This is a genomic window from Paraburkholderia largidicola (genome assembly GCF_013426895.1).
GTDB lineage: Bacteria > Pseudomonadota > Gammaproteobacteria > Burkholderiales > Burkholderiaceae > Paraburkholderia > Paraburkholderia largidicola.
Window position 1 is genome coordinate 1,216,530 of sequence record NZ_AP023175.1, and the last position, 13,992, is coordinate 1,230,521.

The following is a 13,992-nucleotide window of genomic DNA, read 5'->3' on the forward strand; positions in this document are numbered from 1 at the left end:
TCACTTACTTTTTCGTGCGTTCTTGTGGAACAGGTTGTGGATAGCGAGAATGAATGTATCGCAATTCACGACTTCATATCGGATATGGCATTGAACGCATTGAATCTCGCAGGCATGCGAACGCTCGTCACGGCAGGCACCAAAGGGATCGGCAAAGCGGTCGTCGAGCGCTTCGTCGAACTGGGCGCAACGGTGTTGACCACGGCGCGCACGCACGCTCCAGATATCGACGCACGACACTTCGTGGCCGCGGATCTGAGCAACGAAGAAGGTTGCGCAAGCGTCGCGCGTGCGGTTCAGGAAAAACTTGGCGGTCTCGATGCGATCGTGCACGTGCTCGGCGGTTCATCCGCGCCCGCCGGAGGCTTTGCCGCGCTAGGCGACGACGAATGGCAGAAGGAACTCGACCTCAATCTCTTTCCCGCAGTGCGGCTCGATCGTGCGCTGTTGCCGGCCATGATTGCGCAGGGAACAGGCGTCGTGATTCATGTGACGTCGATTCAGAACCGTCTGCCGTTGCCCGAATCGACAACGGCTTATGCGGCCGCGAAGGCTGCGCTATCGGCGTATAGCAAATCGCTGTCGAAGGAAGTGACGCCCAAAGGCATCCGCGTCGTACGCGTGTCGCCTGGCTGGGTCGAAACAGAAGCGGCCGTCGCATTCGCGGAACGTCTCGCCGCGGAAGCAGGCACCGACTATGAAGGCGGCAAGTCGATCATCATGAAGTCGCTCGGCGGTATTCCGCTCGGTCGTCCGGCGAAGCCTGCGGAAGTCGCGGATCTGATCGCGTTTCTGGCTTCGCCGCTTGCGTCGGCGATCAGCGGAACCGAGTATGTGATCGATGGGGGAACGGTGCCGACGGTGTAGGCGCGCAGCCTCTCCAGGCACCTGAAGCAAACCGTCTTGAGACATACATTGCGCTAGCGCACCCACCCCCGCTCGATCAACGGCACGTCCCATCCGGGCTCCGTGCCGAGCCAATCCGCCAGAAACTCGACCAGCGCCTTCACCTTGAGCGCCTGGCGCTGCGTGGCCGGGTACACGGCCGCGAAGTTCAAAGGCGATAGCGCATAGTCGGCCAGAACGGGCACCAGCGAGCCGTCGAGCAGCGGCGCGCTCGCCACCAGCGTGGGCAAACACACGACACCGCCGCCCGTCAGCGCATAGTCGCGCAACAGATGCACGGAGTTCGAACGGATCATGCCGGGCAGTTCCATTTCGAAGACCTCGTCGCCGCGCGTCATCGTCCAGTGATTGCGCGACGGGTAGCCCGAATAGAGCGCCGTCGTGTGCTGCAGCAACTCGCGAGGGTGCTGCGGCGTACCGTGCTTTTCGAGGTACGACGGCGCCGCGCAAAAGAGCCGCCTCACGGTAAAGAGCCGCCGCTCGATCAACGACTCCGAGATGGCCGGAAAGATCTGGAATGCGACATCGAAGCCTTCTTCGATGGGATCGACGACCCGGTCGTTCACGATGATGTCGAGCTGGATGCCGGGATAGCGTCGATTGAATTCCCCTAACACCGCGCCGAAATGACCCAGCGCGAAACCAGGCAGCATCTGGATACGCAGCCGCCCGGTAGGCGTAGCGCGCAATTCGCGCATCTGGTCGGTGAGGTCATTGACGCGTCCCACCACCTCCGCACATTCACGATAGAACGCCTCGCCGACTTCGGAGAGGCGCACATGCCGCGTGCTGCGGTGGAACAACGGCGCGTTGACGAAGCGCTCCAGTTGCTGGATGCGGTTCGTCACGACCGAACTCGTCACGCCGAGTTGTCGTGCTGCCTCGGCGAAGCTGCTCGTTTCGGCAACCCGCACGAAAGCCTCGATACTCAGAAAACGATCCATGCCGCTTCCCTGTCATCGTGTACAGCACGTCAGTTTATACGCGCTGACGCCGGTGACAGTGGCATGCGTGACCGTCGGCCCGGGTACGCATGAAAGCGCGCACGGCGTGCCGTTTCTTCTCGAAGCAGCACGCCGTGCGCATAGACGCCAGTATCGGCGGCGTTATTCGAATTGTTCGGCCGCGGGAAATTCACCCGTCGATGCATTGCTCCGGCGCAATTTAGCAGGCGCCGTCTCCTTGAGCAGCAAGCTCACGCCGACGCCGAGCACCACTGCGCAGATCGGCAGCCACAGGATATTCTGAATGCCAAAGCGAGTCGCGACGAAGCCAGCAAGCGCAGGCGCCACCCCGCCGCCGAAGATCTCGCCCGCGCCAACCACGATCCCGATTGCCGTCGAGACCATGCCGACAGGCGCCGCCTCCGTCGCGACCGGGCCGGAGAGCAGCGAAACGAGACCCAGCGTGAAAAACGCCACCACGAACAGCACCGCGAACAAGGCGACCGGCTGCGCGCCGAGTCCGCGAAACACGTACAGCATCACCGCCGTCCCCGCGAAACCGACGACGCTCGCAAAGCGCCGACCCACCAGATCAGAAAGCCCCGGCAAGCCGAACTGGCCGACGAATCCACCGAAGCCGATCGCCGAGACCACGATGCCCATGCGCTGTGTGTCGAGCGCCAGGTACTCGGTGAGATAGAGAGGCAACATCGCCCCCAGCACGAAGACGCCCGTCATCGCGCAGAACAGCGCGACCATCGCGACACGGATGTTCCCGCTCTTCAGCACGTCGCGCCAGTTGCCGCGTCCGGCTTGCGCCACCGCCGACGTCGACGACTCGGACACCGTCGATACGGGCGTGGTCTTGGGCTCGCGAATCACGCGGAACATCAGCAAGCCGAGGATCAGCCCGGGAATGGAGACCAACGCGAACACCCAGCGCCACGACATCACGTTCAGCAACTGCGTGGCGATGATCGGCGAGAGCGCCAGTCCGAACAGCGCGAATCCGCTTTGCTGGAGTCCAAGATTGAAGCCACGGCGTTTCGGATGCGAGGCGTCGGCGGTCGCGGCGAAACTCGTCGGGCAGAACGAGCCTTCGGCGACGCCCATCAGGGCCCGCACGGCCATCAGACTCGCCAGTCCGCCCGCCACACCCGAGAATCCCGACAACAACGAGAACACGATGATCGCGGGAATCAGGACCTTGCGGCGTCCGAACCGGTCGGAAATGCCGCCCATCAGCGCCGCGAAGATACCCCATGAAAGACCGAGGATGCCGATACAGTTGCCGACGTCCTGGGCCGTCAGATGCAGGTCCTTCATGATGGACGGAAAGAGCGGCGCGATCAGCCATCGGTCGAGGCCCACCAGCCCGAATCCGAGCGCAAGCAGCGTCACCGCTTTCCATTCGTAGGACACGTCCCACTGGTTCGATCTCATCCTTGTCTCCTGTAGCAGATTCGACGGCGACCGCACGCAGTGCAAGCAGCCCACGGCGTACACAGCGCCGATGAGAGAAGGATGATCCAGGTGCTATGGCGAAAGAATGCGACGACGACCGAATACGTCATTCGCGAAATGCAAACAATGTCTGCGACACGCCCCGCGAGGCGCGCCGGACAAGGATTTGGGCTGAAAACAAAGGCGCCGACACCGCGCTTTTGGCGCACCCCAGGGCTACTCCGGGTAGACGCACGCGCGATGTGGCGGCGGTCTGATGCCAGCACGCAGGACTTCGCCGGTGCTGCGCTGGAGAGTCAGTTACCTCGGGTCAGACGCCCGCCGGCCTGCCCGATCCTGTGATTCGTCGTTTCTCAACCAAGCGCTGCCATCAGCGCTTCCAGAAACCGCACATACGCCGTTGCCCCCGGATCGGCGTGACCGATGCTGCGCTCTTGCACCCACGCCGCACGCCCCTTCTGCGATTGCAGCGCGGCCGTCGTTTCCACCTGCCGCCGCGCGGTCGCAATCATCTCAGCGAGAATCTCACGCGCGCTCCCGGTCGACGCCTCGAGCACATCGAGGCTCGGCACCAGCGCATCGAGCACGGTCTTGTCGCCGACCTTGCTCTTGCCGCGTTCGACGATGCGCGCCGCTATCGCGCGCCCAATCGTGAGCACGTCGTCCTTGCCGACTTCATGTTTATCCACCATCGTCTTCGCCGCCGCCAACAGGCCGCCGCCCGTCAACGCCGCGAACGTCGACGGATTGGCCGCCGAAAAGGCCTGACCGGCGGCACGCAACATGTCGCTCATCGCTGGGTCATCGGGTAAAGCGGCGAGCGCTTTCACGACAGCTGCCGATCCCGCCTTCACCGTGATGCCGAGATCGCCGTCGCCGAGCGCCGCATCGAGGTCGCGCAATTCGTCGGTGTGCGCGGGCAGCGCATCCAGCGTGCGTATCAGCAGCGCACGGACTTCATTGGATGACAGGCTCATGATGTGCGCTCCATCAGACCAGCAGCCAGTCGCGGTATAGCGGCGAACGCGCGGGCGCGGCGAGCAGCGTTTCGAGTTCGTCGTCGAGCAGCATCACGGTGATCGACGCCCCCGCCATTTCGAGGCTCGTCACGTATTCGCCGACATACGAGCGTGCAATCGACAAGCCGTGATCCCCAATCACTTTCGCCGCGCGCCTGAACAGCAGATACAGTTCTTCGAGCGGCGTCGCGCCGAGTCCGTTGATCAGCACGGCGAGCCGCGCCCCCTTCGGTGCCTGCAGATCGCCAAGAATCTGACCCATCAGACGATCCGCAATCGCATCGGCGGATTCCAGCTTGCCACGATGCGTGCCGGGTTCGCCATGAATTCCGATGCCGATCTCCATCTCGCCATCGGGCAGCGTGAACGTGGGTTTGCCCGCAGCGGGCAGAATGGTCGGCGACAGCCCGACACCCATGGTGCGGCAATGATCGTTCGCCTTCGCGCAGATGCGCGCGACTTCGTCGAGCGAATCGCCGCGCTCCGCCGCGGCGCCCGTGCACTTGAAAACGAACGCCATGCCGGCCACGCCGCGCCGCTCGCTCGCGCGCTCCGCTGGCGCCGACGCGACATCGTCGGTCAGCAGTACCGTTTTGATGTCGATGCCTTCGGGTTCCGCGAGATCGGCGGCGAGATCGAAGTTGAAGACGTCGCCGCCGTAGTTGCCGTACACGTACAGCACGCCCGCTCCGCCGTTCACGGCTTTCGTGGCCTCGAAAATCTGTTCTGCCGACGGCGACGAGAACACGTTGCCTACCGCGACGCCGCTGCACAGCCCTTCGCCGACATAGCCGAGAAATCCCGGCATGTGCCCCGAGCCGCCACCCGTGACGATGCCGACATGCCCTGCTTTCGGCGCATCGGCACGCACGAGCGCGCGACGGTCGGCTGTCGCGGCCTTGATCCAGCCTGGGTGCGCGATCAACAGCGCATCAATCACTTCGTCGACGAAATCATCTGGCTGGTTGATGATCTTTTTCACGTGATTCTCCTTGTGATGATCAGTTCTTGCGCCGTTGGCTGAGCGCGTCGAGCATGACGGCGGCGAAGATGACGCCGCCCTGAATGAACTGGGTCCAGAATGGATTGACGCCGAGCAGCGACAGACCGACGTTGATGACGCCGATCAGCACCACGCCGATAAACGTGCCGATGATCGAGCCGCGCCCGCCCGCCAGCGATGTCCCGCCGATCACGACGCCCGCGATCACCTGCAATTCGAGCCCGTTGGCGGCCGAAGGCAACGCCGAATTGAGCCGTCCCGCGAGCACGATCCCCGCAATCGCCGCCGTCACGCCCGCGAGCGTATAGGTCAGAAAGATCACGCGACGCACAGGAATACCCGCCAGCCGCGCCGCTTCCTGATTGCCGCCGACCGCGAACACCTGATGTCCGAACGTCGTCTTGCGCAGCAGCACGTGGCCGATCACGAACACGATCAGCATCACGATCATTGGCGCGGGCAAGCCGGCGAACGTCTTCGCGCCGAACAGCGTGAACGCGTTCGGAAAATCGAACTTGGTGCGGCCATCGGAAATGGCGAGCGTGAGGCCACGGCCCATCGCCATCATCGCGAGTGTCACGATGAACGGCACAAGTCGCAGCCATGTCACCGACAAGCCGTTCAGCGCACCGACGAGCGCGCCGACCGCGAGCGCTATCGCGAGACCGGCAATGCCGACTCCGACGGCGTCGGGTGTCGAGCCCGCCATGAAGGTCGCGGCAACCATCCCGCTCAACGCGACCAGCGAGCCGACCGACAGATCGATGCCCGACGTGATGATCACGAATGTGCCGCCCACCGCCGCGATCCCGACCACCGACGTCTGCACGAGGATGTTGGTCAGCGTGCTCGTGGTGAGAAACTCCGGCGACGCGATCGACAGCACGACGCAGATGACGATCAGCGCGGCCAGCAAGGGACCGACACCGCTGCGCAATTGCCGGATCACGCGACTCGAAAGCGCTTCCGGGTCAGTCTGTTTCGCTGCCGTCGAAGTCATGCTCGTGCTCCTGTTGTCGCCCATTGAATCACCGTCTCCGAATCGGCTTCGTCGCGGGGCAGTTCCGCAACGATCCTGCCGCGATACATCACCAGCACCCGGTCGGACATGCCGAGCAGTTCCGGCAACTCCGAACTGACCATCACCACGGCTGCGCCCGCGCGTGCCATCGCCACCATATGCGCGTAGATTTCCGTCTTCGCGCCGACATCGATGCCGCGCGTCGGTTCGTCGAGCATGATCACGGCGGGCTGCGTGGCCGTCGCGCGCCCGAGAATGACCTTCTGCTGATTGCCGCCCGACAGATTGCCCGTGATCTGCACGACGCTCGACGCCCGCACGCCGAAGCGCGCACTCGCCTTCTGCGCGAGCGCACGCTTTCGCGCACTACGCACGAAGCCGCCCGTCGCGATTGCCTTGAGGCTCGACAGCACGATGTTTTCTTCGATACTCGCTTCGAGCACGAGTCCTTCGAGCTTGCGATCTTCGGCGGTGTAGACGAGACCCTGGCGCACGCCATCGGCGGGCGAGCGGACCACGGTCTTGTTGCCGCGAATGAAGATGTCGCCTTCGGTCACCTTCTGTGCACCGAAGATCGCCTTCAGCAACTCCGTGCGGCCCGCGCCCGCAATACCCGCAATCCCTACGATCTCGCCCGCGCGCACCTTGAAGCTCGCGTGCCGCACGATGGGCGGACTCGCAAGATCGCGCACTTCGAGCACGACCGGTCCGTAATCGCGCGGCTCCCACGGGTAGAAGGAATCGAGATTTCGCGCGACCATCGCCTGCACCAGATCCTGTTCGGTCCACGCCGACATCGGGCGCTCGCTGACCGTCGCGCCATCGCGCATCACGACGGCCGAATCGGCCAGCTCGAACACTTCTTCCAGATGGTGCGAAATGAAAATGATGCCCATGCCCGCTGCGCGCAACCGTTTCACGACCGCATACAGATGCGAGATGTCGTCGCGCTGCAAAGCGGCCGTCGGTTCGTCCATCACCAGAATGCGTGCGTCGCGTGCAACGGCTTTTGCGACTTCGATCAGTTGCCGCTTGTTGAGCGGCAGATCGCCGAGCCGCATGGAGGGCGACACGCCGTCGAGGCCCACTTGCGCGAGCGCCTGTCGCGCATTCTGATCGGCCTCGCGCCGCTGGACGAAGCCGTTTCGTGCCGGCATGCGACCAAGAAACAGGTTTTCCGCCACCGTCATGTCGTTGACGAGCGACAGCTCCTGATAAATCACCGCGACGCCCGCATCGATTGCCGCGTGCGTACCGCGGCCAAGCGGCACGCCGTTGATCTCGATCGTGCCTTCGTCCGGTTCGTAAGCGCCCGACAATGTCTTGATCAGCGACGACTTCCCCGCGCCGTTTTCGCCGACGATGGCCAGCACCCGGCCCGCCTCCAGCGTCAGACTGACGCCGCGCAGCGCCTTCACACCCGGAAAGCTCTTGACGATGCCCGCCATGCGCAGCAACGGCGGCACATGGCTGTCGGCACCCGCTTGCGGGTGTGATTGCACGTTGTCTTGCGACTGCGAACTCGTCCCGGCGCTCATGTGCTGATTCCGCATTCGATGACGGGTCCGCGCCTCGCACACGGTGCCCGTCGAAGTGACATCGATACGTTACTGGCTCACCTGCAGCGACCACAGACCGTATTTTTTCGTTTCGTCCGAATCGATATTCGACTTGTCGATCAGGAACGTCGGCCATGCGTAGGTGGCGGGCACGGACTTGCCCGCCGCGTTGTCGGCGATGAAGTTGAGCGACTTCGCCGCCATTTCGATCGGGTTCTGCGAGATCGTCGCGTCCTGCTTGCCTGCGCGGATCGCCGACAAGGCCTGCGCCGTGCCATCCGCGCCGATCACGAGAATGTGTGCCTTGTCGTCGAGCGGCTTGTAGCGGCCCGCGTTGTCGATGGCTTTTTCCGCGCCCACCGTGTTGTCGTCGTTGGCTCCGAACACCGCGTCGATCTGCGGGAATTTCTGCAGGATGTTGGTCATCGCGTTCAGCGACTTCTCCTGATCGAAAGCTCCTTCCTGACGCGCTACGACCTTGATGTCCGGGTACTTGGCGATCTCGTCGCTAAAGCCCTTTTCACGATCGGTGGCGGCTGTCGTGCCGACCAGGCCGATCAGGTCGACGACATTGCCTTTCGCCGAGCCGTAGCGTTTGGTCAACTGATCGGCAATCCATTTCGCGCCTGTTGCGCCGAGCGCAACGTTATCCGACGCGACGAACGACGTGACCTTGCCGCCGTCCGATCCGCGATCGAGCGTAAAGACGGGGATGTTCATCTGATTCGCTTTCTGCACCACGGGGATGATCGCCTTCGAATCGATCGGGTTCAGAACGAGCGCGGTGATGCCTTGGCTCAGCAGATTGTTGGCGTCGTTGACCTGTTGCTGCGCATCGCCGTTCGCATTGGTCTGTACCAGTTCGAACGACTCGGCTTTCGAGCCCTTCTCGACGCCGAGCTTCAAGCCAACGAAGAACGCATTGTTCAACGTCGCAATGGAGAAGCCGATCTTGGTCTTGCCTGCGGGAGCCGACGCCGGCGCAGCGCTCGCGACTGCGGCGCCGCTTGCGCTGGCATCGCTCGCCGCGGTTCCCGTCGACGGCGACTCGCTCTTCGAGCAGCCGCTCAACGCAGCGGCGACGCACAACAGTCCAGCACCCGCCGGCGCGGCGAGTGAACTCCATCCGTTAAACCGTGCTGAATTCCAGGCCATGAGCGTCTCCGTTATTCAAATAGTCAGTTATCAGATACCGGGAGTCGATGTACGCGGATGCGCACCGACGGGTCAGACTCGACACACTGCACACTACGGGCGTTTGCGTCGCACGCCATATTGACTAAACCTGTCCACCACCTCGGCCATCTGCTCGTCCGACAGCACGGGCGGCGCGCCGAGCGTCGCCGCGAGCAGATACTGCTGTGCCAGTACTTCGACTTCATTCGCGAGCCACAAGGCCCGCGCGAGATCGGGTCCAAGCGCGATCACGCCATGATGCGCAAGCAAACATGCTGTGCGGTCTTGCAGCGCAGCCAGCGCGTGATCCGATAGCGCCTGACTGCCGAAGGTCGCATAAGGCGCGCAACGAATCGAATTGCCGCCCGCAGCGGCGACCATGTAGTGATGCGCGGGAATATCGCGGCCGTGAATCGACATCGCCGTGGCCGCGTTCGAATGGGTGTGGACCACCGCGCCGATTTCGGGCCGTGCGTGGAGAATGTCGCGATGAAAGCGCCATTCCGTCGACGGCCGCTTTTCGTCGAACACGGGCGCAGTCGCTTCGATATCGAGCGGCAACCAGACGATCGTGTCCGTATCCAGTTGCGCCGCCGGCACGCCGCTCGGCGTAATCAGAAAGCCGTCGCGCCAGCGCGTGCTCACGTTGCCCGACGTGCCCTGATTGATGCCCAACCGCACCATCTCCTGCATCGTGTTCACGATGTCGGCACGCAATGCGTCTTCCGTCGCTGGCTGGTTGCTCACGCTCACGATGCCGTACTCGCAGCGGGCGCTTCGGCCTGAAACAAGGCGGCGAGGTTGGCTTCGAACGGTTTGGCGATGATGCCTCGTTCCGTGATGTAACCCGTCACGAGATCGTGCGGCGTGACGTCGAATGCGGGATTCAACACCTTGATACCAGCAGGCGCGATCTGCTGGCCACCGAGATGGGTCACTTCGTCGCCGTGCCGCTCTTCGATGACGATCGTGCTGCCATCGGGTGTCTGCAGATCGAGTGTGGACGACGGGCACGCAACATAAAACGGTACGCCGAAATGACGCGATGCAATGGCGAGACTCAGCGTGCCGATCTTGTTCGCAAAGTCGCCATTCGCCGCCACGCGGTCCGCGCCGACGATCACGACATCCACCTTGCGCCGCGCCATCAGCGACGCCGCTGTGCCATCGGTGATCAACGTGACGTCGACATTGGCCTGACGCAATTCATACGCCGTCAACCGCGCGCCTTGCAGCAGTGGTCGCGTTTCATCCGCATACACGCGAAACGCGATGCCTTCCTGATGCGCCATATAGATCGGTGCGGTCGCGGTGCCGAGTCCGGTCGTCGCCAGTGCGCCGGCGTTGCAATGCGTCAGGACACCACAGCCCGCGGTAATGAGCGGCATGCCGTGCAAGCCGATCTGTTCGCACAACAACTGGTCTTCGCGATGAATCTGCATCGCCTCTTCGACCAGCGCGCGATACAGCGATGCGGAATCGCTCGCGCCCGAACGATCGGCGGCGCGCAACATGCGCTTGAGGCTCCAGTTGAGATTCACCGCCGTTGGCCGCGCGCTGTCGAGATACGCGGCCTGCTCGATCAAGGCGGCGCGGAAGCCATCGAGCGGCAGGTCACGCGAAGCCTGCATCGACACACACAACCCATAGGCGGCCGCGACGCCGATTGCGGGTGCGCCGCGTATCCGAAGTTCGTGAATGGCCCGCCACACTTCGAAAGCCGTCGTTAGCGCTTCGATCACGGTTTCGCGCGGCAAGCGTGTCTGATCGATGATTCGCAGACTGTCGTCTTCCCACGTGAGCGTCGCCGGCAGACTTTCGAAGATTGGCAAAACCATAGTCACTCCACGGCAATTTGATGTGTGCCCGACTGCGTCCCGTTCAGTGCAACCGATGCTCGCGGTCCTGCACATCGCGCGCCAGTTCCACGACCTCCTCGATCGATCCAAACGCATGACGCTCGATCAGCAGACGCTCGGCACACTGCACGCATTTCACTTCGACGGACGCGCGAATCGCATCGTCTGAAATGCTGGTGATGTCCGCGACCTTCGCCATGCCGACTATCCGGCGAATCATCTTGCATCCCGCAAAGCCCAGCGAATTCGCCAGCAAGCGCTGCATGAAACGCGCGCGATAGGCTTCCGCGCAGTGTCCGCCCGGATCGCCGCCGATAAAGTGACTTTTCCGGCGGCTCTCATGCTCGCGCCACAGCAGCGTGAATTTATTCGCGAACTCCGTCCAGATGCCCGTGATCTGACCGAGCAGCCACTCGCGATAGTCGTCGGACCGTTGTCCTGTGCGACGGTCATGCCAGTCGCGCGAGAAATAGGCGAGCAACAGATTCGCCAGCACCGCGCCGACATCGAATCCCATGGGTCCGTAGAACGCGAACTCGGGATCGATGACGTAGGTTTCGTCCTCGTTCACCATGATCGACCCCGTATGCAGGTCACCATGCACCAGGGTCTCCGTATCGTTCATGAACGACCATTTCATCTCGGCCACAGCCACGCGCAGCGCGGGCGTTCGCCGGATGCGCTCGATCATCTGTTTCGGGAACGCGTTGCTGTAGACGTTGGATGGGTGATCTTCGAACGGGAAGGTGAACACGAGGTCTTCGGTGATCTTGCAGAGCTCGGTGTTGATTGCCGCGCCCACCGCCTGCTTTTTGACTTCGGGTGCAAGAAAGAGATCGGAGCCGTAGAACAGCGTATGCGCAAGATAGGTCGACAGATGGTCGATGAGCTTCGGATAGACATGACCCTCCATCAGCTTCTGCCGCAGGATCGCGTGCGACGACAGCCGCTGCATCACCATCAGATACAACTCGGTATCGGCGTGATACACGCGCGGCACGTGTTGCGGACACAGTTCGCCGAAGCGGCGCAGCGCCGCCACTTCCCGGATCATCCGGTGCCGCGTCAACGGCCACGTCTTGCCCACGAGCCGCAGAAACGGCGGGGCCTGTTTGACGACGACACTTTTTTCCGGCGTCCGCGCGTTGCTGACGAAGTAGACGTAGTTGAGATTGCCGTCACCCACTTCCGCGATGTCGAGTTCGCCCGGTTGATTGAGCAACGCATACACGGATGGCACGCCTCGCAGATAAGCGGCCAGCTCCGAAGAACTCAATGCTTCGAATTCCATCAACGTCTCCTCCGCGATCGATCCGGTATCAGCGTTTCTTGCGAACCAGATCGAACTTGAAGATGCTCGTGTTGTAGTAGTCGTTGCTGTAACAGATCGGCTCGCCGCTTTGATCGAAATCGACTTCGTCGAGCAACAGAAACAGACCGAATCCGTCGCCGAGTTCCGGCAGATCGCGCGGCGTCAGAATGGTCGGCTGGATCGATGTGTGTGTATGTGACAGCCGGCGACCCGTGCGCGCGAACATCGCGAATAGCGACTCGCCGAGTTCGCCATTTGCCGCATCGAATACATGCTTCGGCACCGTGTCGATGCAATACGCGGCGATTGCATCGTCAGCGCATCGCACCCGTTCGATGCGTACACAATCGGCGCCGACGCCTAACCGCAGTTTCGCGGCGAGGTTCTCCGACGCCTTGATCTGATCGATCCGCAGCCGGCACGTGGTTGGAACCGCACCGACACTCCGGATCATGTCCGTCACAGACATCAGATCATCGAGCCCGCCTTCGAGCTTCAGTGAAATTTGTCTGATGAAGGTACCGCGTCCCTGCACGCGAGACAGCAAGCCATGTGAAATCATCTGCGCAACCGCCTCGCGCAGACTGGAACGTCCTACGCCCAGCAGCTCACATAGCTCTATTTCCGTGGGGATCTGATCACCTGGCTTGAGCGCGCGCTCCCGGATCATCGACGTCAACGACTCCTGGATCTTGTCACTCATCGAACGTTCGACACTCAGGCGCATGCGCGAACCCAGTATTGAAAGTAGATGAAATATAGATCAGACGTCTGATGTTTTTATCGGTGTTTACCCGCGCGGAGAGGGTGGCCCTTGGTTGGGACCGATAGAACCGGTTACCTGTGCTGCTTCGCTTTTGCAGCAGCATTGAGTCCGCCAGCGATGAACCCGCGAGCGTGTGTCGCAAGGTCCATGCTGTCGTCCCACAAATTTCGCCAGATGGCCAGCGCATTGGACAACTGTTCGTTGACGACGGCAGATGAAAAGCTCTCGAAGGTGATCACGCCTTTGTAGTCGATCATCGCCAGTGCATGGAAGAACTGTGCGAAATCGATCGTGCCGGAGCCAAGGTATCCACGGTTGCTCTCGCCGATATGGACATAGCCGAGACGCGCGCCGCACTGCAGCACCGGCTGCATGAAGTCGCACTCTTCGATGTTCATGTGGTAGGTATCCAGATGCACCACCACGTTTGGCGCCCCGATCTCGTCCAGCATGCCAAGCGCTTGCGACGCCGTATTGAGCAGATTGCTTTCGTAGCGATTGACCACTTCCAGACCGAGCGTCACCTTCTTCTTCAACGCAAGCTCTGCAATCCGCTTTAGCGATTCCACTGCGTTTCGACGCCCCTTTGCGGTAATGGGCGCCTGGTATTTGCCCATCGCACTGTACAAAATACCGCCAAAGTAAGCCCCGCCGAGTTCCGCGGTAATCCTGACGCCCTCCTCCAGCAATACCATGCCGCGCGCAACCACTGCGGGGTCTTCGCTGGAAATGTCGGCGTCGAAAGTCAGGCCGCGCGAGCAGCCAATATCAAGGTTGTGCTCCTGCAGCAAGTCACGCGTCAGCGAAAGGTCCATGACCTTAGGACCGTGCAAGGAGAGTTCGATCAGGTCGAAACCCGCCGCTTTCGTCTGGGTGATGACCTTACGCGTCGACTCCCGCGACAGATCTCCCGCCCATACCAACGCGTGGACGCCTAGTTTGTTCATTGCGCTGCGCCTCCCG

General features: G+C 62.1%; 13 protein-coding genes. 1 reads left to right on the plus strand and 12 read right to left on the minus strand.

Annotation, left to right across the window (positions count from 1 at the left end; all coding sequences use genetic code 11):
• The first annotated feature begins 84 nt into the window (after nt 1-84).
• Nucleotides 85-867 (plus strand): SDR family oxidoreductase, encoded by a 783-nt coding sequence (locus PPGU16_RS22030; protein WP_180725176.1) that lies wholly within the window; start codon nt 85-87, stop codon nt 865-867.
• 53 nt (nt 868-920) lie between these two features.
• Here PPGU16_RS22030 and PPGU16_RS22035 read toward each other — a convergent pair whose 3' ends face one another.
• From PPGU16_RS22035 to PPGU16_RS22090, 12 genes are all read right to left on the minus strand, one after another.
• Nucleotides 921-1,850, minus strand: coding sequence for a LysR family transcriptional regulator (locus tag PPGU16_RS22035; RefSeq protein ID WP_180724922.1), 930 nt, complete (start codon nt 1,848-1,850; stop codon nt 921-923).
• Nucleotides 1,851-2,012: 162 nt separating this feature from the next.
• On the minus strand, nt 2,013-3,293 hold the full coding sequence (locus PPGU16_RS22040) for an MFS transporter (protein ID WP_180724924.1): 1,281 nt from the start codon (nt 3,291-3,293) through the stop codon (nt 2,013-2,015).
• A gap of 374 nt (nt 3,294-3,667) precedes the next feature.
• Complete coding sequence (locus PPGU16_RS22045; protein ID WP_180724925.1) at nt 3,668-4,291, minus strand: DAK2 domain-containing protein; 624 nt, start codon at nt 4,289-4,291, stop codon at nt 3,668-3,670.
• Nucleotides 4,292-4,304: 13 nt separating this feature from the next.
• Nucleotides 4,305-5,315: a dihydroxyacetone kinase subunit DhaK gene (locus tag PPGU16_RS22050; protein ID WP_180724927.1), complete on the minus strand. Its 1,011-nt coding sequence runs from the start codon at nt 5,313-5,315 to the stop codon at nt 4,305-4,307.
• Nucleotides 5,316-5,334: 19 nt separating this feature from the next.
• Nucleotides 5,335-6,336 carry an ABC transporter permease gene (locus PPGU16_RS22055; RefSeq protein ID WP_180724929.1) on the minus strand — a complete coding sequence of 334 codons (1,002 nt, stop codon included), beginning with the start codon at nt 6,334-6,336 and terminating at the stop codon, nt 5,335-5,337.
• The gene (locus tag PPGU16_RS22060; RefSeq protein ID WP_180724932.1) at nt 6,333-7,895 is read right to left on the minus strand and encodes a sugar ABC transporter ATP-binding protein; all 1,563 of its coding nucleotides are present in this window, start codon (nt 7,893-7,895) and stop codon (nt 6,333-6,335) included. Before PPGU16_RS22060 ends, PPGU16_RS22055 begins: the two co-directional genes overlap by 4 nt.
• A gap of 69 nt (nt 7,896-7,964) precedes the next feature.
• Nucleotides 7,965-9,071, minus strand: a complete 1,107-nt coding sequence (locus PPGU16_RS22065) for a sugar ABC transporter substrate-binding protein (RefSeq protein WP_180724934.1) — start codon at nt 9,069-9,071, stop codon at nt 7,965-7,967.
• A gap of 93 nt (nt 9,072-9,164) precedes the next feature.
• Nucleotides 9,165-9,845, minus strand: coding sequence for a class II aldolase/adducin family protein (locus PPGU16_RS22070; protein WP_180724936.1), 681 nt, complete (start codon nt 9,843-9,845; stop codon nt 9,165-9,167).
• Nucleotides 9,842-10,930, minus strand: a complete 1,089-nt coding sequence (gene mtnA, locus PPGU16_RS22075) for an S-methyl-5-thioribose-1-phosphate isomerase (RefSeq protein WP_180724938.1) — start codon at nt 10,928-10,930, stop codon at nt 9,842-9,844. Before mtnA ends, PPGU16_RS22070 begins: the two co-directional genes overlap by 4 nt.
• Before the next feature lie 43 nt (nt 10,931-10,973).
• A complete protein-coding gene (mtnK, locus tag PPGU16_RS22080; RefSeq protein ID WP_180724940.1) occupies nt 10,974-12,242 on the minus strand; it encodes an S-methyl-5-thioribose kinase in 1,269 nt (422 codons plus the stop codon).
• A 28-nt stretch (nt 12,243-12,270) separates the two neighbouring features.
• Nucleotides 12,271-12,966 (minus strand): GntR family transcriptional regulator, encoded by a 696-nt coding sequence (locus tag PPGU16_RS22085; RefSeq protein ID WP_224028646.1) that lies wholly within the window; start codon nt 12,964-12,966, stop codon nt 12,271-12,273.
• 134 nt (nt 12,967-13,100) lie between these two features.
• A complete protein-coding gene (locus PPGU16_RS22090) occupies nt 13,101-13,976 on the minus strand; it encodes a sugar phosphate isomerase/epimerase family protein (protein ID WP_180724942.1) in 876 nt (291 codons plus the stop codon).
• Nucleotides 13,977-13,992: the final 16 nt, after the last annotated feature.

What these genes read in the sequence shown, in the direction of transcription:
- PPGU16_RS22090 (WP_180724942.1), bottom strand. Translation starts at nt 13,976, where the DNA reads ATGAACAAACTAGGCGTCCACGCGTTGGTATGGGCGGGAGATCTGTCG.
- PPGU16_RS22045 (WP_180724925.1), bottom strand. Translation starts at nt 4,291, where the DNA reads ATGAGCCTGTCATCCAATGAAGTCCGTGCGCTGCTGATACGCACGCTG.
- mtnA (WP_180724938.1), bottom strand. Translation starts at nt 10,930, where the DNA reads ATGGTTTTGCCAATCTTCGAAAGTCTGCCGGCGACGCTCACGTGGGAA.
- PPGU16_RS22065 (WP_180724934.1), bottom strand. Translation starts at nt 9,071, where the DNA reads ATGGCCTGGAATTCAGCACGGTTTAACGGATGGAGTTCACTCGCCGCG.
- PPGU16_RS22060 (WP_180724932.1), bottom strand. Translation starts at nt 7,895, where the DNA reads ATGAGCGCCGGGACGAGTTCGCAGTCGCAAGACAACGTGCAATCACAC.
- mtnK (WP_180724940.1), bottom strand. Translation starts at nt 12,242, where the DNA reads ATGGAATTCGAAGCATTGAGTTCTTCGGAGCTGGCCGCTTATCTGCGA.
- PPGU16_RS22040 (WP_180724924.1), bottom strand. Translation starts at nt 3,293, where the DNA reads ATGAGATCGAACCAGTGGGACGTGTCCTACGAATGGAAAGCGGTGACG.
- PPGU16_RS22035 (WP_180724922.1), bottom strand. Translation starts at nt 1,850, where the DNA reads ATGGATCGTTTTCTGAGTATCGAGGCTTTCGTGCGGGTTGCCGAAACG.
- PPGU16_RS22030 (WP_180725176.1), top strand. Translation starts at nt 85, where the DNA reads ATGGCATTGAACGCATTGAATCTCGCAGGCATGCGAACGCTCGTCACG.
- PPGU16_RS22055 (WP_180724929.1), bottom strand. Translation starts at nt 6,336, where the DNA reads ATGACTTCGACGGCAGCGAAACAGACTGACCCGGAAGCGCTTTCGAGT.
- PPGU16_RS22085 (WP_224028646.1), bottom strand. Translation starts at nt 12,966, where the DNA reads ATGAGTGACAAGATCCAGGAGTCGTTGACGTCGATGATCCGGGAGCGC.